The organism is Neisseria flavescens, from assembly GCF_005221285.1.
Lineage (GTDB): Bacteria > Pseudomonadota > Gammaproteobacteria > Burkholderiales > Neisseriaceae > Neisseria > Neisseria flavescens.
Genome location: NZ_CP039886.1, coordinates 1,690,883 through 1,713,852, shown reverse-complemented (window position 1 = coordinate 1,713,852; position 22,970 = coordinate 1,690,883). Strand labels below are relative to the sequence as shown.

At 49.3% G+C, this 22,970-nt stretch carries 22 protein-coding genes; all 22 read right to left on the bottom strand.

Features of this window, described 5'->3' with window-relative positions:
- Positions 1-2 precede the first annotated feature (2 nt).
- A complete protein-coding gene (rseP, locus tag FAH67_RS08815) occupies positions 3-1,343 on the bottom strand; it encodes an RIP metalloprotease RseP (protein WP_003681697.1) in 1,341 nt (446 codons plus the stop codon).
- Between the two features lie 131 nt (positions 1,344-1,474).
- Positions 1,475-2,656 carry a 1-deoxy-D-xylulose-5-phosphate reductoisomerase gene (gene ispC, locus FAH67_RS08810; protein WP_003681695.1) on the bottom strand — a complete coding sequence of 394 codons (1,182 nt, stop codon included), beginning with the start codon at positions 2,654-2,656 and terminating at the stop codon, positions 1,475-1,477.
- A 117-nt stretch (positions 2,657-2,773) separates the two neighbouring features.
- A complete protein-coding gene (locus FAH67_RS08805) occupies positions 2,774-3,523 on the bottom strand; it encodes an SIMPL domain-containing protein (RefSeq protein WP_003681694.1) in 750 nt (249 codons plus the stop codon).
- A 33-nt stretch (positions 3,524-3,556) separates the two neighbouring features.
- Positions 3,557-4,351: a phosphatidate cytidylyltransferase gene (locus tag FAH67_RS08800; RefSeq protein WP_003681693.1), complete on the bottom strand. Its 795-nt coding sequence runs from the start codon at positions 4,349-4,351 to the stop codon at positions 3,557-3,559.
- Positions 4,352-4,356: 5 nt separating this feature from the next.
- Entirely contained in the window at positions 4,357-5,103 is a 747-nt protein-coding gene (locus FAH67_RS08795) for an isoprenyl transferase (RefSeq protein ID WP_003681692.1), read from the bottom strand.
- Positions 5,104-5,159: 56 nt separating this feature from the next.
- Positions 5,160-5,717, bottom strand: a complete 558-nt coding sequence (gene frr, locus FAH67_RS08790) for a ribosome recycling factor (protein ID WP_003681691.1) — start codon at positions 5,715-5,717, stop codon at positions 5,160-5,162.
- Between the two features lie 181 nt (positions 5,718-5,898).
- Positions 5,899-6,198, bottom strand: a complete 300-nt coding sequence (locus FAH67_RS08785; protein ID WP_003681690.1) for a DUF2818 family protein — start codon at positions 6,196-6,198, stop codon at positions 5,899-5,901.
- A gap of 222 nt (positions 6,199-6,420) precedes the next feature.
- A complete protein-coding gene (gene nuoN / locus FAH67_RS08780; protein WP_003681689.1) occupies positions 6,421-7,863 on the bottom strand; it encodes an NADH-quinone oxidoreductase subunit NuoN in 1,443 nt (480 codons plus the stop codon).
- A 9-nt stretch (positions 7,864-7,872) separates the two neighbouring features.
- On the bottom strand, positions 7,873-9,369 hold the full coding sequence (locus FAH67_RS08775) for an NADH-quinone oxidoreductase subunit M (RefSeq protein ID WP_112890862.1): 1,497 nt from the start codon (positions 9,367-9,369) through the stop codon (positions 7,873-7,875).
- A 36-nt stretch (positions 9,370-9,405) separates the two neighbouring features.
- Positions 9,406-11,121: a DUF262 domain-containing protein gene (locus FAH67_RS08770; RefSeq protein ID WP_002243879.1), complete on the bottom strand. Its 1,716-nt coding sequence runs from the start codon at positions 11,119-11,121 to the stop codon at positions 9,406-9,408.
- 74 nt (positions 11,122-11,195) lie between these two features.
- Positions 11,196-11,516 carry a cupin domain-containing protein gene (locus FAH67_RS08765; protein WP_002233457.1) on the bottom strand — a complete coding sequence of 107 codons (321 nt, stop codon included), beginning with the start codon at positions 11,514-11,516 and terminating at the stop codon, positions 11,196-11,198.
- A gap of 214 nt (positions 11,517-11,730) precedes the next feature.
- Positions 11,731-13,755, bottom strand: coding sequence for an NADH-quinone oxidoreductase subunit L (nuoL, locus tag FAH67_RS08760; protein WP_003681686.1), 2,025 nt, complete (start codon positions 13,753-13,755; stop codon positions 11,731-11,733).
- A complete protein-coding gene (locus FAH67_RS08755; RefSeq protein WP_003681685.1) occupies positions 13,756-14,457 on the bottom strand; it encodes an AEC family transporter in 702 nt (233 codons plus the stop codon).
- Between the two features lie 168 nt (positions 14,458-14,625).
- The gene (locus FAH67_RS08750) at positions 14,626-15,048 is read right to left on the bottom strand and encodes an FAD/NAD(P)-binding protein (RefSeq protein WP_003681684.1); all 423 of its coding nucleotides are present in this window, start codon (positions 15,046-15,048) and stop codon (positions 14,626-14,628) included.
- A gap of 32 nt (positions 15,049-15,080) precedes the next feature.
- Entirely contained in the window at positions 15,081-15,386 is a 306-nt protein-coding gene (gene nuoK, locus FAH67_RS08745; protein ID WP_002216345.1) for an NADH-quinone oxidoreductase subunit NuoK, read from the bottom strand.
- Positions 15,383-16,054 carry an NADH-quinone oxidoreductase subunit J gene (locus tag FAH67_RS08740; RefSeq protein ID WP_002216343.1) on the bottom strand — a complete coding sequence of 224 codons (672 nt, stop codon included), beginning with the start codon at positions 16,052-16,054 and terminating at the stop codon, positions 15,383-15,385. Before FAH67_RS08740 ends, nuoK begins: the two co-directional genes overlap by 4 nt.
- Positions 16,055-16,065: 11 nt before the next feature.
- Positions 16,066-16,545: an NADH-quinone oxidoreductase subunit NuoI gene (gene nuoI, locus FAH67_RS08735; RefSeq protein ID WP_002216341.1), complete on the bottom strand. Its 480-nt coding sequence runs from the start codon at positions 16,543-16,545 to the stop codon at positions 16,066-16,068.
- A 79-nt stretch (positions 16,546-16,624) separates the two neighbouring features.
- Positions 16,625-17,701 carry an NADH-quinone oxidoreductase subunit NuoH gene (gene nuoH, locus FAH67_RS08730; protein WP_003681683.1) on the bottom strand — a complete coding sequence of 359 codons (1,077 nt, stop codon included), beginning with the start codon at positions 17,699-17,701 and terminating at the stop codon, positions 16,625-16,627.
- Between the two features lie 2 nt (positions 17,702-17,703).
- On the bottom strand, positions 17,704-19,965 hold the full coding sequence (gene nuoG / locus FAH67_RS08725) for an NADH-quinone oxidoreductase subunit NuoG (RefSeq protein ID WP_003681682.1): 2,262 nt from the start codon (positions 19,963-19,965) through the stop codon (positions 17,704-17,706).
- Positions 19,966-20,332: 367 nt separating this feature from the next.
- Positions 20,333-20,689, bottom strand: coding sequence for an endonuclease domain-containing protein (locus tag FAH67_RS08720; protein ID WP_003681681.1), 357 nt, complete (start codon positions 20,687-20,689; stop codon positions 20,333-20,335).
- 187 nt (positions 20,690-20,876) lie between these two features.
- Positions 20,877-22,172 (bottom strand): NADH-quinone oxidoreductase subunit NuoF, encoded by a 1,296-nt coding sequence (gene nuoF, locus FAH67_RS08715; protein ID WP_003681680.1) that lies wholly within the window; start codon positions 22,170-22,172, stop codon positions 20,877-20,879.
- Between the two features lie 159 nt (positions 22,173-22,331).
- Positions 22,332-22,907: a cold shock domain-containing protein gene (locus FAH67_RS08710; RefSeq protein WP_003681678.1), complete on the bottom strand. Its 576-nt coding sequence runs from the start codon at positions 22,905-22,907 to the stop codon at positions 22,332-22,334.
- Between the last annotated feature and the right edge of the window lie 63 nt (positions 22,908-22,970).

Sequence of the window (22,970 nt, the reverse complement as noted above, 5' to 3'; positions counted from 1 at the left end):
AATTATCCAAACAAACGGTTGATGTCATTAAAGAAAGCCACAGCCATCATCAAAAGCATGGCTGCCAGTCCGAAGCGCAGGCCGACTGCCTGTATGCGCTCGCTCAAAGGCTTTCCGCGTATCCATTCGGCGGCATAGAAAACCAAATGTCCGCCGTCTAAAACGGGCACGGGCAAAAGGTTCAACACGCCTAAGCTGATGCTGACCAAGGCCAGAAATTCGAGGTAGCTCTGCAATCCGAGTTTGGCAGATTGTCCGGCGACATCGGCAATGGTCAGGGGGCCGGAAATATGGTTCAAAGAGGCATTGCCCGTAACCAGTTTTCCGAAAAATTTGAGGGTCGTCCACGAATAGTTGACGGTTTTGTTCCAACCCAATTCAAAGGCTTGGGCAACGGAAGGCGTATAACGGTAGCGGATGGTTTTATCCCACTCTTTATCCGCCTGGGCGGCAAGCCCGGCTCTACCCACCAGCACGCCTGCCGACTGCTCGACGCTGTCCAGCCGGATAGCGGTCGCCAGTATTTTACCGTCGCGCTCGTAAGTCAGTTCGATTCGTTTGCCGGGGCTGGCGCGGAAGAGTTCCGTCCATGCCTGCCAGCTTTCGATGGGCTTCCCATCGGCAGTCAGTAGTTTGTCGTTTTCCTTCAAACCTGCTTTTTCGGCCGGACTTTTGGCCAAGACTTTGCCGATGCGGTTAGTAATTCTAAAAGGCAAAAGGCCGATGTTGCCTTGGTTTTTCGCAACTTTACCTGCTTCAGGCGTGCCGGCGGCATCAATTATGCGGATGGCTTGGGTATTTGAGGCCGTCTGAACAGCAACTTTTACAGGGCCGGCTTCAAGGTTTAACACCATCTCGGTTTGCGCATCGCTCCAATCTTTAACGGTGATTCCGTTGACCGATACAATTTTATCGCCTGCCTGAAAACCTGCTTTGGCGGCAATACTGGCAGGCTCAACCATGCCGACATAGGGGCGCAACTCAGTCACGCCGAAGGAAAAGCTCAAACCGTAAAGCAAAACAGCCAAAATTAAATTGGTCAAAGGGCCGGCGGCAACAATGGCGATGCGCTTGGCCGGATGCTGCTTGTCAAAGGCGTACGGCAAATCTGCTTCCGCCACCTCGCCTTCGCGCGTATCGACCATTTTAACGTAACCGCCCAGCGGAATCGGGGCAAGACACCACTCGGTATCGCCGCGTTTTCGGGTGAAAAAGGGCTTACCGAAACCGACCGAAAAGCGCACGACTTTAACGCCACACCAGCGGGCAACAATATAGTGTCCGAACTCATGCAGGCTGACCAAAATCAGAATGGCGACGATAAAGGCTAAAAAGGTTTGCAAAAAAATCCCCTGAATGGAATGTGATAATCAACGGATAAGGCCGTCTGAAAACCGATTATAAAGGCAGTTGTTCCATTTTGTCTGCCTAAATGCCAAGCGGTTGACGTTTCAGACGGCCTGTCATTGAAGCTTTATTGTTTGCCGATAAAGGCTTCTGCCTGTCTGCGTGTTTGCGCGTCTTGCGCCAGCAGGCCTTCGATATTGTGACGGCCGTCTAAAAAATCTTGGGCAAGGCAGTGGGCAACGACTTTGGCAATATCGGTAAACTTGATGCGTTTATCTAAAAAAGCGGCCACGGCAACTTCGTTGGCAGCGTTCAACACGCAAGGTGCGGCACCGCCTGCATTCATGGCCTGATAGGCAAGTTTCAGACATGGGAAACGGTCAAAGTCAGGTTTTTGGAAGGTCAATGCGGACAATGCGCCGAAATCCAGTTCGCCCACGCCGGAATCGATGCGTTCGGGCAGACCCAAGCAATAAGCAATCGGCGTACGCATATCGGGATTACCCAACTGCGCCAATACCGAACCATCTCGATAACGCACCATGCTGTGTATCACGGATTGCGGATGGATGACGACTTCCAGTTTTTCCGGCGGACAGTTAAACAGCCAATGCGCCTCAATCAACTCCAAGCCCTTATTCATCATTGACGCGGAATCAACGGAAATCTTGCGCCCCATGCTCCAATTCGGATGCTTGACCGCCTGCTCGGGCGTAATGCTGTCGAATGTACTTAAATCTGTGTTAAGGAAGGGGCCGCCCGATGCGGTCAGGATAATCGAATTGATACCGTGCTCATTCAGACGGCCTGTGTAATCCCTTGGCAACACTTGGAAGATGGCGTTGTGTTCGCTGTCAATCGGCAAGACGGTAGCGCCGTTTTGACGGGCGGTTTCCATAAACAATGCGCCGGAAACCACCAGTGTTTCTTTGTTTGCCAGATAAATGGTTTTGCCCTTTTGAGCGGCGGCCAAAGCCGACGGCAAGCCGGCCGCGCCGACAATGGCACACATTACGCCGCTGACTTCATCGGCAGAGGCGACATCAATCAAGGCTTGAGAACCATATAAGACCTGCGTACTGATGCCTTCTTGTTTGAGTTTCTTTTCCAGCTCGGCGGCATGGCCGGCATCGCCGACAACGGCATATTCCGGGCGGAACTGTTTGCATTGCGCCGCCAGCTTGTCCACCTGCCTATGCCCTGCCAACGCGAACACGCGGAATTTCTCGGGATGGCGGGAGACAACGTCTAAGGTGCTTTCGCCTATGCTGCCGGTACTGCCTAATATGGTCAGAACTTGTTGTGTCATGGTGTGTTCTTTATGTGCTGTGCAAACGGTATTTAGTGTATTTGAAATAGATTTCTTTGCCGTTTCCAATTTTCAGACGGCCTTTTGCCTCCCAGCTGAAAAGGCCGTCTGAAAGAATTACTCAATGCCGTATTCGATGGTAACAACCAATCGGACTTGTTTGCCGACGGTGCTTTTATCGTAAGAACCGCCGTACTCGTCGTCCTCGCTACTGCCGGTGTCGGCATAGATATTGAACGAACCTTGCGAAGCAGAACGCATGGCGCCCACTTTGCCGCCGCCGGTTTTAGCAAATTCAGCCGCGCGTTTCTGCGCGTCCTCAGTCGCCTGCGTAATCAAATCACGTTTGATGGTTTCCAAATTGCCCAGCAAATATTGCGGATTGTCGAAGCGGATGAATTCGTTTTGCGCACGGAAGTTCAAAATGGCGCGCTGGGCGGCTTGGATTTTGTCCAGTTTTTTGGTGTTGACCACAATATTGAGGTCGCCATCGTAGCCGTTGGGCGTGCGGGTTACGTTGCCCAGTTCGTCTCGGGTTTCATTGAAAACGCGCGACACTTCAGGCAGACCCACTTTCATTTCAGCTGCCGTAAAGCCTTGCTCGCCCAAAAACTTAGACAGCTTCTTGCGCCTTGCCGTCAGCAAATCCAAAACTTCCTGGTAGCTCTCGCCGTGCGCGTTTACGCCCATATTCCACGTCGCGCTGTCGGATTGGAAGTTTTTCTCCGCCAAACCTTTTACGGTAATTGTCCCCGGTTGGCGCAGATTCTTAAACTGCACGCCCAAAATAAACGCCGCAGCCATCAATCCCAATGCCAACAATACGCCCAAGATCGATAAAGATGAAATCTGTTTTTGTTCGGACATAATCAGCTCCCCCAGCCATGTGAGACAGGCGGTTTAAAACAAATATACAAAGGCGGCATAAATGCTGATAACGGCAATCAGACTGTCCACACGGTCGAACACGCCGCCGTGTCCCGGCAACAAATTGCTGCTGTCTTTGATACCGGCAGCACGTTTGAGCCAGCTTTCCAGCAAATCGCCGCACACGCTGACAACGGTCAGAATCAAGCCGATCAAAATAGTTTTTAGCCAACCGGCTTCAAAAGCCAGCCAACCGGCTTTCCATACGATGGTCATGTACACGGCAACGCACAATGCGCCACCGATCGCACCTTCCCAGCTTTTACCCGGGCTGATGGTCGGCGCAATTTTGCGCTTACCAAACGATTTGCCGCAGAAATACGCGCCAATATCAGCCACCCACACCAAGCCCATAATCGCCAATAAAGACAGCGCGTCTTCAGGCTGAGGGCGCAGGTAAACCAGTGCGAACCAAAACGGCATTACCAACAACCAACCGACTGTGTAAGCCTGCCAGCCGCTGTTTAACTTCCATTTCGCTTTCAGCCACCAAGGCATGACAATCAGCCAAAACGCCAATACGACATACCAAACCAAATCAGGCAACCGCCAACCGCCGGCATAGGCAATCACACCAAACACCAGCGTTGAAGCCAAATAATGGTTGATTTTCAGCTTGTCCAAGCCGCTCATGCGGGCATATTCCCACAAAGTCAGCATGGCAATCAGGCCGCAAAATGCCGCCCACAGCCACATAGGTGCATAAAACAGCATACCCAGCATCAGCGGCAAAAGCCACAGCGCCGTCAAAATCCGTTGTTTCAACATAGTTCTCAACCCCGTTGCTGCTCAACCGGCAGCTGTTCGGAAGTCCGCCCGAAGCGGCGCTCCCGTTTTTGAAACGAAGCAATCGCCTCGTTCAGCGATTTCTCATTAAAATCAGGCCACAGCGTATCCGTAAAATACAGTTCCGCGTACGCCATCTGCCACAGCAGGAAATTACTGATGCGCGTCTCACCGCCGGTGCGGATAAACAAATCCGGCTCGGGTGCATCGCCCAACATCAAATAGCGCGACAACGCCTCTTCTGTAATCTCAGTGACACCCTCGGCAATCAACTGATTTGCCGCCTGCAAAATATCCCAGCGGCCGCCATAATCGGCGGCAATGCTCAAAGTCAAACCGGTATTGTTTGCCGTCAACGCCTCTGCCGCCTCAATCCCTTTCAGGATTTCAGCATTAAACCGCTCACGGCTGCCGATGACCCTCAAGCGCATATTGTTATCGTGCAAACGGCGCACCTGCTTTTGCAAAGCCTGCAAAAACAGCCCCATCAGAAAAGAAACCTCTTCCTCGGGGCGTCGCCAGTTTTCAGTCGAAAAAGCAAACACGGTCAAATACCGCACACCCAGTTCAGCACAATGCTTCACCATGTTCTCCAGCGCATCCAGGCCGCGCTTATGCCCCATCACACGGGGAAGAAAACGCTTCTTTGCCCAACGTCCGTTGCCGTCCATAATCACAGCAATATGTCGGGGGATGGCAGAGTGTTCCAAAATCGTCTGCGTACTGCTTTTCATGTCTGCCTTTCAGGGAGCAAACCGTCCAAGGCCGTCTGAACGGTTTGCACACAGGATTAAATCGCCATCAAATCTTCTTCTTTGGCAGCCAAGAGCTTGTCTGCCTCAGCAATGTATTTGTCGGTCAACTTCTGAACCGCTTCCTCGCCACGGCGGGCTTCATCTTCAGAAATCTCTTTGTCTTTCAACAATTTTTTGATATGGTCGTTTGCATCACGGCGCACATTGCGGACAGACACACGACCCTCTTCAGCCTCGCCACGTACCACTTTGATCAAATCCTTACGGCGTTCCTCAGTCAGCATAGGCATAGGGACACGGATCAAATCGCCGACAGAAGCAGGGTTCAGGCCCAAGTTGGAATCACGGATCGCTTTCTCAACTTTTGCAGCCATATTGCTCTCGAACGGTTTCACACCAATCGTACGCGCATCCAAAAGCGTCACGTTCGCCACTTGACTCACAGGCACCATGCTGCCCCAGTATTCCACTTCCACTTGATCAAGCAGGCCGGTATGCGCACGGCCGGTACGCACTTTAGCCAAATTGTCTTTCAATACTTCCAGAGAACGCTGCATTTTGCCTTCAGCTGTCTTTTGAATATCATTAATCATCTTATACTTTCAATTTCATAGGAATAAAACAGGATTAACCGAGAATAGTACCTTTAAACCGCCCTCACGACAAGGCTTTACGCCCCAACAGCCTTGTTTTCTAACCGATATTTAACATCAAACAAAATAAAGGCCGTCTGAAAATCTTTCAGACGGCCTTTTCCTTATTCAAATCCAAATCCTATTCTCTATTCCGCTCATTCCAAAAGTAACGCCATACGAAGCATGGGAAAGCAAAAATCAGGTAGAGGCAGACAACGGTCGCATAAAACTCCCAATCTTGGGCATGCACGGCTCCTGCGCGCGCTTCGAGGATATAGGCGAGGATCGCGGTAAGAAGGAAGCCTGCCAGCAATTCGATCAAGTGATGGCCGATGTGTTTGCGTTTCAGGGCGATGATGCCGAAGAATTTGGTGGTAATAAATGGTGCGTTGGCAAAGATAAGTGCCAACAGCAAAAGAATGTACATGGATGCGGTCATGGTGGTCTTTCTGTTTTCAGACGGCCTGTGTGTGTGATTTTAACATGTTAAATGGGCATTCTTGCCCATCATTATCCGTGGAATATTCAATATCTTGATGATGCCCGCTTGACGATTATTCAAAGGCTTGAAGCCGTCTGAACTTTAGGTATATTTCATCCGAATGTGAATCCTAACAAAAACGGCGACTTTGGAACAGCCGCCGTTGGTTTTGTTTGAAGCTTACAGGGTATTTTCCAATGCTTTGGCACACCAGTCGATAACGGTTTGCGGCATGATACCCCACAGGAGCAGCAGGAAGGCATTGACCGTCAGGACAAATTTGGCGGCATAGTTGCTGCCGACCGGCTGGTCATGGTCAGGCGCATCGAAGTAGATGACTTTGACCACGCGCAGGTAGTAGAACGCGCCAATCAGCGACATGATGACGGCAAACACTGACAACCAAACATAGCCTTGTTTCAAGAGTGCCATAATCACGCCGAACTTAGCGTAAAAGCCCATCAGCGGCGGAATACCTGCCATGGAGAACATGGACAGCAACATCAGGAAGGCAAACCATGCATGGCGTTGGTTGAGGCCTGCGAGGTCTTTGATGTCTTCACACTCAATATCTTTGGTGGACAATACCATCAAAACACCGAAGCTGACTGCCGCCATCACAGCATAAGTAATGGCGTAATACAAACCTGCGGTAAAGCCGACCGCGCCTGCCATAAACGCCAACAGGATAAAGCCCATGTGTGATACGGTGGAATAGGCAAGCATACGTTTGATATTGGTTTGCATGATGGCGGCAAGGTTACCGACCACCAAAGAAGCAACGGCAAGGATGGCCAACATTGGCGCCCAGTCTGAATGTATGGTACCCATACCGGTAACAAGGATACGGAACGCAAAGACAACGGCGGCAATTTTCGGAGCCGTACCCACAAAGGCGGTAACAGAGGTCGGCGCGCCATCGTACACATCAGGTACCCACATATGGAATGGAACCGCACCCAATTTAAATGCAATGGCGACTACAATAAACACCATACCCAATTTCAACAACCATTCATTGGCCTGTTCATTGAAAGCAGAAGCCAAGACGGAAGCAAAATCAAGAGAGCCGGTGGCGCCGTAAACCATGGAAATACCATAGAGCAGCAAACCGGAGGCCAACGCGCCCAATACGAAGTATTTCAGCGCGGCCTCGGCAGAGCGGCCGGAATCGCGGCGTAGGGCAATCATGGCGTACAGCGATAAAGACAACAATTCCAAACCGATATACGCGGTCAAGAAATGTGCCGAGCTGACCATGACGCTCATACCCAACAGGGCAAACAGCGACAAGGTATAAAACTCGCCTTTAAAAATTTGGCGGTCTTGGTTATACGGTTTACTGTAAATAAACAGACCAAACGTCAGCGCATACAGCACCAGTTTTGCCAAACGGGACATGCCGTCTGCAATATACATACCATGAAAGGCATCGACACTGCCCTGCTCCCATACTGCCAATTGGGTGACGGCCACAATAATGACCGTTCCCAAACTCATCAGATGGGTCAAATAGCGGTTTTTATCGCAAATCCACAAGTCTGCCAGCAATACGACACCCAATAGCGCAAGCAGCACGATTTCGGGCATGGCGGGCATTAAATTCAAATCAGACCAGTTCATTTACACACCTCAAATCTTGCTTTGTGCCACATGGGCAATCAAATCGTTTGCCGCCTGATGCACCACTTCGATAAACGCGTTCGGATACAGACCCATGCCCAAAACAGCAATCGCCAAAACCGCCAAAATCGCAAATTCGCGGCAATTGATGTCTTTCATTTCGGCAACGTGCGGATTGCGGATTGCGCCGAAAATCACGCGTTTGTACATCCACAGGGTGTAAGACGCACCGTAAATCAGCGTCATAGCCGCCAACGCGCCTACCCAGAAATTCACTTTGACCGCGCCCATAATCACCATAAACTCGCCCACGAAGCCGGAAGTTGCAGGCAGACCGGCATTGGCCATACCGAACAACATCATAAACGCCGCAAACTTAGGCATCACATTGACCACGCCGCCGTAATCGGCGATATTGCGCGTGTGCAGGCGGTCATACATCACGCCGATACACATAAACATCGCGGCAGACACGAAGCCGTGGGAAATCATTTGAATGATTGCGCCTTTCAATGCCCAGTCGTCCAACTGCCCGTTAACAAACAAAAACATCCCAAGCGTTACAAAACCCATATGGCTGATGGACGAATACGCCACCAGTTTTTTCATATCGGTTTGCACCAAAGCCACCATACCGATATAAATCACGGCAATCAGGCTCAATACAATGATCACAGGGGCAAAATAGCGTGCCGCATCCGGCATAATCGGCAGGATAAAGCGCAAGAAACCATACGCACCCAGTTTCAGCGTAATTGCCGCCAACACCATCGAACCGCCGGTCGGCGCTTCAACGTGGGCATCCGGCAACCAAGTGTGCACGGGGAACATCGGCACTTTTACAGCGAATGACAGGAAGAATGCCGCAAACAAAAGCTGTTGTACGCCCAACGGAATCTGTTTGATGTTTTGGAAATCGACAATAGAGAAGCTGCCTGTTTGATAGTACAGGTAAACCATGGCAACCAACATCAAGAGCGAACCCATCAGCGTATAGAGGAACAGCTTGACCGACGCATAGACGCGGCGCGGGCCACCCCATACCCCGATAATCAGGTACAGCGGAATCAGCATACCCTCGAAGAACACATAAAACAGAATCGCATCCTGCGCGGCAAACGCACCGTTAATCAAACCCGACATCATCAGGAATGCCGCCATATACTGCGCCGGACGTTTCTGAATGACTTCCCAACCGGCCAATACCACCAACAGCGTAATAAACGCATTCAAGATGATAAAGAGTACTGAAATACCGTCCACGCCCAATGCGTAGTTGATTTTCAGAAGCGGAATCCACTCGTGGAACTCGGTAAACTGATAGCCGCCGCTCAAACGGTCGAAACCGGTAAACAAGGGCAGCGTTACCAAGAAACCGGCAAGCGCACCCATGAAGGCAAGCACACGCGCCAGCGGCGCACGGCTGTCTTTACCGGTCGCCAAAACCAGCACACCTGCGGCAATGGGTATCCATATTGCCAAGCTGAGAAGATGGTTAGAAAACATTGCGTTACCTGTTTGGTTTGGAGGTTATTGGAAAAGTTAATTTTTTTTGGGGATGCTGGCTGCTTCAAAACAATTATCGAAAAACTGTTTCAATCTATCCACAATCTGCTGCTGGCGTTTCTGAATATCACTCGGTAACCAATCATTGGCATTTTCACCTGCTAATTCACGCACTTCAACAATATCGGATTTTTGATATTGCTCCTTTTTCTTACCAAAATAGCCGTTACCTGCCTGAATATTTAACCGTTTTTCAAAAACAATTTTATTACCTAGTTGTTCTAAATATTGTTCCGCATCTATGATTGACCAACCATTATAGTTAGTTTCCTGCCATTTTTTCGGAAAGATATGTTCGATTTCAGTTTTAGTTGGCAATAATTTCTGCTTTTCATCAAATAGATAAGCATTAATCATTAACAACCCTTTAGTTATACGTCCTGTATTTTGTTCATAGTGTATGGGTGCAGGCATAACATATGATAAAGCGTTTTTTTCACCGTGATAAATCGCAACACATAATTTATAAATATCATCTTTAATTGCGGTTACGGTTGGCGCAACTAAAAATTTAGCATACAAAAATGCAGTAAGCTGTTTTAATAATGCTGCAAAATCATCTTTAAAGGATTGCGCACCCTTGTTTGCAATGAAGAACACACTCGCGGCGTATTTCCAAAACTCATTAGGATAGACATTCAGACATTGCAGCCACTTGGCCGCCTCGTCATTTACAAAGTTCGAAGTTTCCACGTCTTGGTTAGTTTTGCTGTTGTTAATATCCTGCCAAAATCCAGCCAGCTCAATTAAGTGATTGAACAAATTTTCGTTTTCCAACTGTTTGTTTCGGTTGTCAGTATAAAAACGGCGAAGCCCAATTTCTTTATCCGTAATCTTTTCTTTCGCCCTTAATACATGGGTGTAATAGCGGAACAAATCATCTACGGAAATAGATGCACCCTCTGCCAACGCAACAAGTTCCTTCCATTGTTCAACAAATTTATCTTTCTGCTGCGCCATCTTATAAAGCCTGGCTTTAAAAATATCTGCATCCGACAAAGGCAAGCCCCTATCGTTTAATGTGGAAAATATGGTTAATGCACTATTTAAACTGTCACTTTCAATCGGAAGTAAAATACAGTCATTCAAAATAGTTAAACAAAGATGATACCAATCCATTGGGTTGGTTCTGGCGTATTCTTGGCACTGTTTCAGGAAATACAAATAATTAACGGCGTAATTAGAACGACACTCTTCTGAGATTTCACCGTTTGCCAAAATCTCGTGCAAAATTTCGTTATCTGTTTCTGTGGCAACTTGCGTATGCAGCCGGATTGCGGTTCTATCGGTAATTTCAGCCGTTAGAACATCAACATCCCAAATACAGGGGGCAATTTTGCTTTTAAGTGTGGTAATTTTGGCTGCGGTATCGGGGGTACTTTCCGTTTGCTCTAAAACTCGATAAAACGCACGCAATAACAGCAGTAATGATGTTAAACGCTGTTGCCCATCAATTACTTCCAAATTACCTTTTTCATTGGGGCAAACAACGATTGTACCAAGAAAATATTCTTCATTTTTTCCTGTGGACGACTGGCGAAAATCCACAATATCAGACCATAATACGGCGCATTTTTCGGTATCCCAGCGATAGGGGCGTTGATATTCAGGAATGATAAAATATTTTTCCTGCATATCTTGATTACCTAGCAGATTAATAATTTTTTTACTACTCACATTTAGATTTGCCATGATTAAAGTCTCGTTGATAGATTTATGATTTTCAGGATACCTGAAAAAGCACATAATACTTATGCGTATCCGCCCTAAACACTGCCTTCTTTCTCAATCACTAAAATCCGCGTTTCGCCGCGCGGGTGGGCGACGTGTTCCGCGCCGATGCCGGCATAAAAGATGTCGCCGCTTCGCAGCCGTGCTATGTGCTCTTCGCCGTTTTCACGGTAGTGCATGTCCACTTCGCCGTCCATCACGGCAAACACTTCCTCGCCGTCGTTGACGTGCCATTTGTAGGGCTGGTCCGTCCAGTGCAGGCGCACAGTGGTGCCGTTCATATTGGCGATGTCGAGTGCGCCCCATGCGCGGGAAGCGGTGAAGTCGGCAGAGCAGATGGTTTGTGTGTTTGACATTGTTTCTCAAGTTTCTTTTTTCAGACGACCTAAACGTCGTCTGAAAATCTCATTTTTATCTGAACAATCCCGATATGCCTTAGTCGGATTCTCGAATCCGACACGCTGTACTGTTTTCTTGTTCATGTCGGATACAAGTATCCGACCTACAAATTGAATGGTTCTTTTCAGACGACCTCTACAAAACTATCAACAGGTCGTCTGAAACCCGCCTTTATCTGAACAAGCCCCAGAAGGTCATGCCGAGCAAGACCAATACGCCGAATACCATAGCGGCGGCGTAGGTGTAGATAAAGCCGGTTTGGGCTTTACGCACTTGCGCGGCAATCGCGCCGACCAGTTTGGCAGAGCCGTTGACAATACCGTTGTCAATAATGGCGGTATCGCCGACTTTCCAGAAGAAGGTACCCAATGCGCGTGTGCCTTTGGCGAAAACGTTGAAATACAGGACATCGAGGTAGTATTTGTTTTCAAACAAAACGTAAATCGGACGGAACACCTGTGCAATTTTCGCTGGCAGGTGCGGCAGTTTGACGTACAACAACCATGCGCTCAATACACCTGCGATAGCGAGGTAGAGTACAGGCGAATGTAGGCTGTGCGATACCATTGCCAATGCGCCGTGGAACTCTTCTTTCATGATGTGCATGGTCGGATGCGCGTCGGCGTTGACGAAAATCACGTCTTTGAAGAAATCGCCGTAAAGCATAGGTTCGATGGCGATGTAGCCGATGATGACGGACGGTATGGCAAGCAAAATCAAAGGCAGGGTAACAACCAATGGGCTTTCATGCGGACTGTCGTTTTTGCCCAAGCCGTGATGTTCTTCGCCATGATGATCGTCATGATGCTCAGGCAGGCTGCGCCATTTCTCTTCGCCGTGGAACACCATAAAGTATTGGCGGAACGCGTAAAACGCGGTAACGAACACACTGGCAAGGACGGCAAAATAAGCAAAGCCGCTGCCCGGCAGGGTGCTGTATTTCGCTGCTTCGATAATCGAATCTTTAGAATAGAAGCCGGAGAAGAACGGCGTACCGATCAGCGACAAGTTACCGATCAGCATAGTCAGCCAAGTAACCGGCATATATTTTTTCAGGTTGCCCATATGGCGCATGTCTTGGTCGTGGTGCATACCGATAATCGCGCTGCCTGCCGCCAAGAACAGCAAGGCTTTAAAGAAGGCGTGGGTCATGACGTGGAACATCGCCACGGAATAGGCGGACGCGCCCAAAGCCACGGTCATATAGCCCAGTTGCGACAGGGTGGAATACGCAACCACACGCTTGATGTCGTTTTGAATCACGCCCAAGAAGCCCATAAACAGGGCGGTAATCGCGCCGATCACCATAATGACCGACAGCGCGGTGCTGCTCATCTCATAAATCGGCGACATACGCGACACCATAAACAAACCCGCCGTAACCATGGTTGCGGCGTGAATCAATGCGGAAATCGGGGTCGGGCCTTCCATCGAATCAGGCAGCCAGACGTGCAGCGGGAATTGTGCCGATTTACCCATCGCACCCACAAACAAGAGCAAACAGGTTACGGTAATCAAAGACCATTCCTCACCGGGGAAGAGCTGGATGGTGGCATTTTGGACGTTGGGCAGATAAGCGAATACGTCCTGATAGCGCAGGCTGCCGCCGAAATAGGCAAGCACCAAACCGATACCGAGCAAAAAGCCGAAGTCGCCGACACGGTTGATCAAAAAGGCTTTCAGGTTGGCAAATGTTGCGCTCGGACGTTTGAAATAGAAACCGATCAAGAGATACGACACCAAGCCCACAGCTTCCCAGCCGAAGAAGAGCTGGATGAAGTTGTTGCTCATAATCAGCATCAACATACTGAAAGTAAACAAAGAAATATAGCTGAAGAAGCGTTGGTAGCCGACTTTCTCATCGTGCATATAACCGATGGTATAGATATGCACCATCAGCGATACGCCGGTGACCACGACCATCATCATCGCCGTCATCGTATCGACCAAGAAGCCGACGGAGAAATCCAAGCCGCCCATTGTCAGCCAGGTATAGACGTTTTCGTCAAACTTGGCGCGGCTGCCGTCAATAAAGCCCCACAACACATAAGCCGACAGCGCGGCAGATACAGCGACACCGAGTATCGTAACCGTATGCGCGCCGGCACGTCCGATTTTATTGCCGAACAAACCCGCAATCAGCGAGCCTGCCAACGGAACAAGGGCAATTATCAAATATAAAGTCATATCGTTCATTTAAATTTGCACCAGTAAAATATAAATGCTGATTGCGATTAAACTAAAAATCGTACCATACGCAATCATAGAAGCTGAACGCCCTGTTTTCAAATATGCCGTTTCCAACACAATAATATTGGCAGCAGGCGGCAGCAACGGTATTAAATACAATGTTTTTTGGTTTTCAAGAATCAACTTCAAGTCAAAATATGCAGCTATTTGGATAAAAAGAAAAACAATCCCTATAAATAAAATGTTTTTTATTAGAAACGGTTTAATACTTTTCTTCAAATCATTCAAATTTAGTTTTATCTCAGCCAGCCAAATACCGAGTATCACCATCCCCAATATTCCCATTGCTATTTTCGAGAAAAAATAAACTTCCCCAAAATAATCTGCTACAAAATGCCCCAGCGGAATACCGGACACTCCTATTACCAATGCAACAACGGGAGGGGATTTTAAAGTCTTTTTCAATCCGGATATGAAATTACTATTATTCAATAACAACCCGACCCCGACCGAATTTCCGAATAAAGAACTTCCCACGTATGCCGAAATAAGCACTTGCGCCGCCTCATCTCCAAACAAGGTTGCAACTATGGGAAGTCCCAACCATCCGATGTTCAAATAGCACAAACACAAATTCCAAACAGGATCTTTATCAACTCTTTTCCCGATTAGGATAATCAACCCCATCGAAATAATCATCCATAACATACTGCATACCATCACGATATGTCGTTATGTTATAGACAATAACAAAAGGGATAATCCACCTGCTCAATATTACAGAAAAAGTGCCTTTAATTTTTCTAAAAGGGGATTTCCCAATCAAAATGCCAATAAACAGATATACCAATGGAAGAGCAATTGAGAATGACATAATCACTCTTCACTTTCTGAAATTCTAAAATTTTCAAAAACCCATTGTTTTACCCAATTACCGACACATAACACATTAAACTCGCAAATATCCAGTACATCAGACTCTGCAACTGATTTATATGAATAAGATAAGAAATCTGCATATAAAAACCGATTCGGATAACGCTCATAATTGTCTTGTTTTTCTAGCCAACTTGAAAATGCATCAGGTTCACTATCCGAAATAGCCAACATATCAGGCGGTGTATTTACTTTATGTATCATATCAGCCGAACCGAATGCTTCTCCTCTTGCAAATGTTTGCATCGGATTAAACACGGCAATTTTTGGCTTTGGCAAATTAAAATTATATACTGCATCCTGTAACTGTTTGATTAAACTAACTCCTGTTGCACCTAATCCAGCAACAGCAATATCAAACATTATCTATCTCTTTTTTCTTTAAAAATTCCAAATCAGCCTTTAAGTTTGTTCAAATCGGCAACGTTGATTGTTTGTCGATTGCGGTACACCAGCACCATAATCGCCAAACCAATGGCGGATTCAGCGGCGGCGACGGTCAATACGAAGAATACGAAAATCTGTCCGGCGGTATCGCCCAGATGTTGCGAGAAGGCGATAAAGTTGAAGTTCACTGCCAAAAGCATCAGCTCGATGGACATCAGCAATACCAGCACGTTTTTGCGGTTCATAAAGATACCCATCGCGCTGATACCGAACAGGAGCGCGCCCAATACCAGATAATGCGTCAAGGTAATCATGCTTTGCCCTCCCCTTCCGGCTTGAGGCCGTCTGAAACTTCGCTTTCTTCGGCAGATTCGGTTTGCGGTTTGACCGCTTCCATTTTCACCAGACGCATACGGCCTTGGTCGGCGCGTACTTTGACTTGGTCGGCTGGATCCATTCGTTTCGGATTGGTGGTTTTGCGGTGAACCAGCGCAATCGCCGCCACCATGCCCAACAGCAACAATACCGCCGCCAATTCAAACGGCAACAGGTAGTCGGTATAAATACGGCTGCCCAAATCACGAATATTGTTGTAATCGGCGGGAATGTCTTTCATCAGACCAAATGCAGCGAGGTCGGTTTTCGGGTTGACCAGAATCAGGATCAGGGCAACCGCCAACAATGTGCCAACCACGCCGGCAACAGGCGCGTGTCGCCAGAAACCGGCGCGCATTTCTTCAATGTCGATGTTCAACATCATCACGACGAACAAGAACAACACCATCACAGCGCCGACGTAAACCACCACCAGAGTCACGCCCAAAAACTCGGCCTGCATCAGCATCCAAAGCATCGCGCTCACGCAGAAGGTCAGCACCAGATGCAAAGCGGCGTGGACAGGGTTTTTGGCGGTAACGGTACGAACCGCACCGTACAAAACGATGGCGGCAAGAATATAGAACAGAATCGCGGAAAAAGTCATTCGTCTGCTCCTTAACGATACGGCGCGTCAGCGGCTTTGCGTTTGGCGATTTCAGCTTCGTATTTGTCGCCAATGGCCAAAAGAATCGGCTTGGTCATGTGCAAGTCGCCTTTTTTCTCGCCGTGGTATTCAAAAATATGGGTTTCCACAATCGCATCAGTCGGGCATGCCTCTTCGCAGAAACCGCAGAAGATGCACTTGGTCAGGTCGATGTCGTAACGCTTGGTGCGGCGCGTACCGTCTTCACGTTCTTCCGATTCGATGTTAATCGCCATTGCCGGACACACTGCCTCACACAACTTACACGCGATACACCGCTCTTCGCCGTTCGGATAACGGCGTTGCGCGTGCAGGCCGCGGAAACGCACGGATTGCGGCGTTTTCTCTTCGGGGAAATAAATCGTGTCTTTGCGGGCAAAAAAGTTTTTGAGCGTTACGCCCATACCTTTGACGAGTTCGCCGAGCAAGAAAGTTTTTACTAAATTAGCCATATTCTGTTCCCTCAAAACAGGGATTCCGTTAAATATTCAAAACTGCGTTTTCAGACGGCCTTGATACGTCGTCTGAAACTTATTTCCACAAATTCAGCGGCGAAATCATCCACAGACCCAAAATCACGATATAGGCGAAGCCGATGGGAATCAGCACTTTCCAGCCCAAGCGCATGATTTGGTCGTAACGGTAGCGCGGGAAGGTTGCACGGATCCACAGATACCAGTACAGCACTGCCGCCATTTTCACGAACATCCAGAATGCGGAAGGCGTACCGATAAAGCCCCAGCTTTGCGGGAACGGAGACAACCAGCCGCCGAGGAACATCAACGATGTCAGCGCGGCAATCAGAATCATGAAAATGTATTCGGCAAGGAAGAACAGCGCGAATGCGAAGCCGGAATATTCGACGTGGTGGCCGGCAACGATTTCAGATTCACCCTCTGCTACGTCAAACGGTGCGCGGTTGGTTTCGGCAACGGCGGAAATCAAATAGACGATGAAGATGGGGAACAGCGGCAGCCAGTTCCAAGAGAATACCGAACCGCCTGCGATGCCTTTTGCCTGCGCGGCAACGATGTCGGAGAAGTTCATGCTGCCCGATACCATCACGACGCACACCAGCGCGGCACTCATGGCAATCTCGTAGGAAATGCTTTGTGCGGAAGCACGCATTGCGCCCAAAAACGAATATTTGGAGTTGGAAGCCCAGCCCGCGATGATCACGCCGTAAACCGACAGCGAGGTAATCATCAGGATGTACAAAAGGCCGATATTGATGTTGGTCAGCACCCATTCTTCGTTGAACGGAATCACTGCCCACGCCGCAAAAGACGGAGCAAGCGACATAATCGGGCCGATGTAGAACAGGGCTTTATTTGACAGCTTCGGACGGGTTACTTCTTTAAACAAGAGTTTGAACACGTCGGCAAACGGCTGAATCAGACCCCACGGGCCGGTTACGTTCGGGCCGACACGAAGCTGCATAAAGCCGATGACTTTACGTTCGAAATACGTCAGGTAGGCAACGGTCAGAATCAGCGGAATCAGGATAATCACGATTTTGACGATGACGGATACCACCAAACCTACGGTGATACCCAAATCGCCCAGACCGAGCGTTGCGGCAAAGAGGTTTTGGAACCATTCTTGCATGATCAAGCTCCCGCCAGTTCAATAGTGTCCATCAACGCACCCAGCGCGGCATTTTCGGTATGCAGCGGCAGATGCACCACGTTTTCAGGCAGTCCGGCATCGGCTTTGACCATCACGGACACGCCTGCGCCGTTTTGTTTGGCGACGGCGGTTTGTCCGTCTTGCAGGCCTAAACGCGCCAAAGTGTTCGGATTCACACGCGCGGCGGGCACGGCGGCATGGCTGGTCGCCTGCAACGGCGCGGAACGGCGCACGATGGCATCGGTGTGATAAATACCGACTCCGCCCACGCGCACGAGGCGGTCTGAGGCCGTCTGAACGCCCTCCCCTGCCCATGTGCTGCGGTTGTCCAGTTTGAACGGCAGACTTTCCACATCCAGCGCATCTTTCAAAATCGCAGCGGTATCGTGGTATTCAAAACCTTGCAGGTCAAACAGGTTGCCCAATACGCGCAACACTTTCCACATCGGACGCGAATCGCCGAAGCCTTGTACCACGCCGTGGAAAGATTGCAGACGGCCTTCCATATTGATAAAGCTGCCCGATGTTTCGGTAAACGGCGCAATCGGCAGCAATACGTCGCACACGTCCAGCAGCGTTTCGCTGACAAACGGCGTAAACGCCATCACGCTTTTCGCCTGTTTCAACGCGGCTACGGCTTTTGCACCGTCCGCCGTATCGATTTCAGGCTCAACGTTGAGCAGCAAGACTGCCTGTTTCGGCGTATTTGCCATTTCGGCAACGCTCTCGCCCGAGTTCACGCCCAAGACATCCGCACCGACGCTGTTGGCAGCCTGCGGCAGAATGCCCAGCACCGCGCCGGTCGCGTCTGTCAGCTCTTGCGCGGCGGCATAAATGGCGGCGTAATCAGGATGGTTTTGCACTTCCGCGCCCAAAATCACCGCTGCTTTTTCAGCGTTTTTCAGGCTGGCGGTAACGGCGTGTTCCGCATTGGCAGACAGGTTTTTCAGACGGCCTGCCCACTCGTCGGAATGTGCGGCTTCTTGAGACAGAAGCGGCATAAACAATTCTTCTTTACTGCTGGCCAATACGCTCAAGGCCATACGGTCTTTGGCGGCGCGGCGCAGGCGGGCGGTCAGGAGCGGCTGTTCTTTGCGCAGGTTTGCACCGACCACCAATACGGCATCGTTGTCAGCCAGCGATTCAATGCTTTGTCCCAACCATTGCGCACCCTTAATGCCGTCTGAAAGACGTTTGTCTTGTTGGCGCAAACGGGTGGCAAAGTTTTTAACACCCAAACCGTCGGCAAGTTTTTTGGCCAGATACAGCTCTTCAACTGTATTCATCGGATTGGCCCAAACGCCGACTTGGTTTTGGTTGCCGTCTTTGGCGATACATTCAATCGCGCTACGGACATATTCCAACGCGGTTTTCCAATCCACGTCCATCCATTCGCCGCCCTGTTTGATTTTCGGGTTTTTCAGACGGCTTTCATGATACAGGCCTTCATAGGCGAAACGGTCGCGGTCGGACAACCAGCATTCGTTAATCGCTTCGTTTTCCAGCGGCAGCACGCGGCGGACGGTATGGTCTTTGGTTTGTACAATCAGGTTGCTGCCCAAAGCGTCATGGGCGGAAACGGATTTGCGGCGGTTCAATTCCCAAGTACGCGCATTGAAGCGGAACGGTTTGCTGGTCAATGCGCCGACAGGACACAAATCGATGACGTTGCCTGACAATTCGGTTTCCACCGCTTTGCCGATAAAGGGCATGATTTCGGAGTGTTCACCACGATTCACCATCGCAATTTCTTGCAAACCAGCGATTTCTTCAGTGAAACGAACGCAGCGGGTGCAGTGGATACAGCGGCTCATTTCCTCGGCGGAAACCAAAGGTCCCATGTCTTTGCCGACGACGGAACGTTTTTCTTCGGTATAACGGCTGGTGGTTTTGCCGTAGCCCATCGCCAAATCCTGCAACTGACATTCGCCGCCCTGGTCGCAGGTCGGACAATCAAGTGGATGGTTGATGAGCAGGAACTCCATCACGCCTTCTTGCGCCTCTCGGGCTTTTGCCGAATGCGTACGCACAATCATGCCGTCTGTAACCGGCGTGGCACAGGCGGGCAGAGGTTTGGGGGCCTTTTCCACGTCCACCAGACACATACGGCAGTTGGCGGCGATGGAAAGTTTTTTGTGGTAACAGAAATGCGGAATATAAGTACCGAGCTTGTGCGCGGCTTCAATTACCGTCGCGCCCTGCTCCACAGATACCTGTTTGCCGTCGATTTCGATTTGTAACATGGTTCGTTCCTAGTTACGGGTATTTAATAAATAATTTTTTATGGAGATCGTCTGAAAAATGGGTTTCAGACGGCCTTTAAAGTATAAGTTTATTGCTTGTTTATTTTTAGGAGGGGTTTCTTAATTTTGAAAATCTAAATTCTATACAACCCATCGCACCTCCCTCTTCCTCCGTACGGGAGAGGAAACAGGTTTCTGTCAGAACATAAAGTAACAGATTCCGCCGCAATGTCTTTCAATATCATGTTTTATATTTGCTTTATTTCAGGATTCAACCCGAAACATTCAAATCTGCTACCGTCTGTCCCTTCCCCCGTCCGGCGGGGGAAGGCTAGGATGGGGGTGGCTTTGCAACCTTGCAGCCGTCTTATTTTCCGCCGCACATTTCGATAATCTTTTCCAGTACTGCTTCGGTTTGCTGCAAAACTTCATTATTCCAAAACCGCAACACCCGATAACCTTGGGCATTCAAAAACGCCGTCCGCCGCTCGTCATACTCAATCTGTTCCGAATGTTGCCCACCGTCCAATTCAATAATCAAACGATGCTCCATACTGACAAAATCGACGATGTATCCGCCTATTGTCTGTTGGCGTCGGAATTTTATTCCGTTCAACCGTTTGCCGCGCAAGTGATACCACAATTTCTGCTCGGCCAAAGTCATATTCTGCTTCAGATTACGGACATTCTGTTTTAATGCCGTATTTCTTGTGCTGTACCGCATAGCCGAGTTGGCCTCAATCTTTTTCAGACGACCTATACGGAGGCCGTCTGAATCTTGCCCGTATAAAAATTCGTTTCAAAATATTCTAAGCACCACCCCCACCCTAACCCTCCCCCGCGAGCGGGAGAGGGAATTTAAGTCGCTGGTGAGAAACCCAAACACGCCGATACTCAGGTCGTCTGAAACCTCAACACCACTTATTCGGCTTCATCGGCCCGCCGTGTTCGATGTAATGCACAAACTCATCACGGAAATGCTTGGTAAAGCTGCGGACGGGGAAGACGGCGGCATCGGCGAGGGCGCAGATGGTGCGTCCTGCCATTTGGTTGCCGACAGAATCCAGCAAATCCAAATCTTCCATACGGCCTTTACCTTCTACGATGCGGTGGACGATGCGGTAGAGCCAACCTGTACCTTCTCGACAAGGCGTACATTGACCGCAAGACTCGTCGTAGTAGAAGTAGCTTAAGCGTTCGAGGGCTTTCACCATGCACACGTCTTCGTCCATCACGATAATCGCACCGGAACCGAGCATGGAGCCGGCTTTGGAAATCGAGTCGTAGTCCATATTGGTCTGCATCATGATATCGGCAGGCAATACGGGTGCGGACGAACCGCCGGGAATAACGGCTTTAAGTTTTTTACCGCCGCGCATACCGCCCGCCATTTTCAAGACTTCGGCAAACGGCGTACCCAATGGCACTTCATAGTTGCCCGGACGCTCGACGTGGCCGGAAATACAGAACAATTTGGTACCGCCTGCATTCGGAATACCTTTATCGGCAAACACCTGTCCGCCGTCACGGATAATGAAGGGAACGGAGGAGAACGTTTCGGTATTGTTGATGGTGGTCGGTTTGCCGTACAGGCCGAACGAAGCAGGGAATGGCGGTTTAAAGCGCGGCTGGCCTTTTTTGCCTTCCAACGATTCGAGCAATGCGGTTTCTTCGCCGCAGATGTATGCGCCGTAACCATGATGGGCGAAGAGTTCGAATTCAAAATCCGAACCCAAAATATTTTTACCCAAAAAGCCTGCGGCACGCGCCTGCTCCAAAGCGGCTTCAAAACGTTGGTAGCCTTCGAAAATTTCGCCGTGGATGTAGTTGTAGCCGGCTTTCGCGCCCATCGCGTAACCGGCGATAATCATGCCTTCAATCAGGGCATGGGGATTGAACATGATGATGTCGCGGTCTTTAAATGTACCGGGCTCGCCTTCATCGGTATTGCAGACGACGTATTTTTCGCCGGGGAAGGAACGGGGCATAAAGCTCCATTTCAAACCTGTTGGGAAGCCCGCACCGCCACGCCCGCGCAAGCCGGAGGTTTTGACTTCGTCAATCACATCGGTTTGCGAGATGTTTTCGGACAGGATTTTACGCAGGGCGGTATAACCGCCACGTTTGACGTATTCGTCCAATGTCCAGCAATCGGGATTGGCGGTATCCACTTGGTCAAAAATCACGCCTGATTGGTAAATAGCCATTTTTGGTGTGCCTGTTTGTTTTCGTATCGTTTGCGGCTGCCTGCCGTCTCAATGTTCCTGATGCCGTCTGAAACGGTTCGTCTGTTTTCAGACGGCATTTTCCTGTCTTCGTTTAATCTGAACCAAACCTGTGTTTGTTCTTCCCGTCATCAATCAAAATTACCATCCGCTGCACATATTTTCACACGGAATGCCGTCGCCATCGCCGTCCATCTTGGTATCGGAACAGTTCCTCACAAACCATTTGGCTTCTTCGCACGAAGTCATTTGTGAGCAATATTGCCTGCCGTCGCAACGGTATGGGCTGCTGTCGGGCTGCTGCCGTTTTATTTCGGGCAATACTTGCGTTTTAACCGGCGTATTTTCCTGTTTCGGAGTCAGCTTCTCTGACGCATATTGATACGCCTTATAGCCGATTACCGAAACAAGCAGCAAACCGACCGACAAAGACAGCACAACCTGAACAATCGAAGTGGGAGATTCCTCGTCTTTTCGATGTTTCTTGTGATATACGGGAGAAACTGCACGCTCCCGATTCAGATAGCGTATCTGTTTTGCAGAAAATCTTCCCTTGCCATCTGAAACCACTTCAAAACCGACCGCCTCGTTAATCTCAGGACGCGGGTTCCTTGGGGAAAAGTTGGAAATATGGCAGAAGATTTCTTTGTTACCGCCATCTATCCGTATAAAACCATAACCTTTTTCGTCATCCCACTTGGCGATTACCCCTCTCATGAAGCACTCCCCTTTTTTTATTGTTACTTTTTAAAATCACAATTTAAAATTTTGGAATAACCG

Bases quoted from the DNA above. Each gene is read 5' to 3' on its own strand.
- ispC (WP_003681695.1), bottom strand. From the start codon at position 2,656: ATGACACAACAAGTTCTGACCATATTAGGCAGTACCGGCAGCATAGGC.
- FAH67_RS08805 (WP_003681694.1), bottom strand. From the start codon at position 3,523: ATGTCCGAACAAAAACAGATTTCATCTTTATCGATCTTGGGCGTATTG.
- FAH67_RS08800 (WP_003681693.1), bottom strand. From the start codon at position 4,351: ATGTTGAAACAACGGATTTTGACGGCGCTGTGGCTTTTGCCGCTGATG.
- FAH67_RS08795 (WP_003681692.1), bottom strand. From the start codon at position 5,103: ATGAAAAGCAGTACGCAGACGATTTTGGAACACTCTGCCATCCCCCGA.
- frr (WP_003681691.1), bottom strand. From the start codon at position 5,717: ATGATTAATGATATTCAAAAGACAGCTGAAGGCAAAATGCAGCGTTCT.
- FAH67_RS08785 (WP_003681690.1), bottom strand. From the start codon at position 6,198: ATGACCGCATCCATGTACATTCTTTTGCTGTTGGCACTTATCTTTGCC.
- nuoN (WP_003681689.1), bottom strand. From the start codon at position 7,863: ATGAACTGGTCTGATTTGAATTTAATGCCCGCCATGCCCGAAATCGTG.
- FAH67_RS08775 (WP_112890862.1), bottom strand. From the start codon at position 9,369: ATGTTTTCTAACCATCTTCTCAGCTTGGCAATATGGATACCCATTGCC.
- FAH67_RS08770 (WP_002243879.1), bottom strand. From the start codon at position 11,121: ATGGCAAATCTAAATGTGAGTAGTAAAAAAATTATTAATCTGCTAGGT.
- FAH67_RS08765 (WP_002233457.1), bottom strand. From the start codon at position 11,516: ATGTCAAACACACAAACCATCTGCTCTGCCGACTTCACCGCTTCCCGC.
- nuoL (WP_003681686.1), bottom strand. From the start codon at position 13,755: ATGAACGATATGACTTTATATTTGATAATTGCCCTTGTTCCGTTGGCA.
- FAH67_RS08755 (WP_003681685.1), bottom strand. From the start codon at position 14,457: ATGTTATGGATGATTATTTCGATGGGGTTGATTATCCTAATCGGGAAA.
- FAH67_RS08750 (WP_003681684.1), bottom strand. From the start codon at position 15,048: ATGTTTGATATTGCTGTTGCTGGATTAGGTGCAACAGGAGTTAGTTTA.
- nuoK (WP_002216345.1), bottom strand. From the start codon at position 15,386: ATGATTACCTTGACGCATTATCTGGTATTGGGCGCGCTCCTGTTCGGT.
- FAH67_RS08740 (WP_002216343.1), bottom strand. From the start codon at position 16,054: ATGACTTTTTCCGCGATTCTGTTCTATATTCTTGCCGCCATCGTTTTG.
- nuoI (WP_002216341.1), bottom strand. From the start codon at position 16,545: ATGGCTAATTTAGTAAAAACTTTCTTGCTCGGCGAACTCGTCAAAGGT.
- nuoH (WP_003681683.1), bottom strand. From the start codon at position 17,701: ATGCAAGAATGGTTCCAAAACCTCTTTGCCGCAACGCTCGGTCTGGGC.
- nuoG (WP_003681682.1), bottom strand. From the start codon at position 19,965: ATGTTACAAATCGAAATCGACGGCAAACAGGTATCTGTGGAGCAGGGC.
- FAH67_RS08720 (WP_003681681.1), bottom strand. From the start codon at position 20,689: ATGCGGTACAGCACAAGAAATACGGCATTAAAACAGAATGTCCGTAAT.
- nuoF (WP_003681680.1), bottom strand. From the start codon at position 22,172: ATGGCTATTTACCAATCAGGCGTGATTTTTGACCAAGTGGATACCGCC.
- FAH67_RS08710 (WP_003681678.1), bottom strand. From the start codon at position 22,907: ATGAGAGGGGTAATCGCCAAGTGGGATGACGAAAAAGGTTATGGTTTT.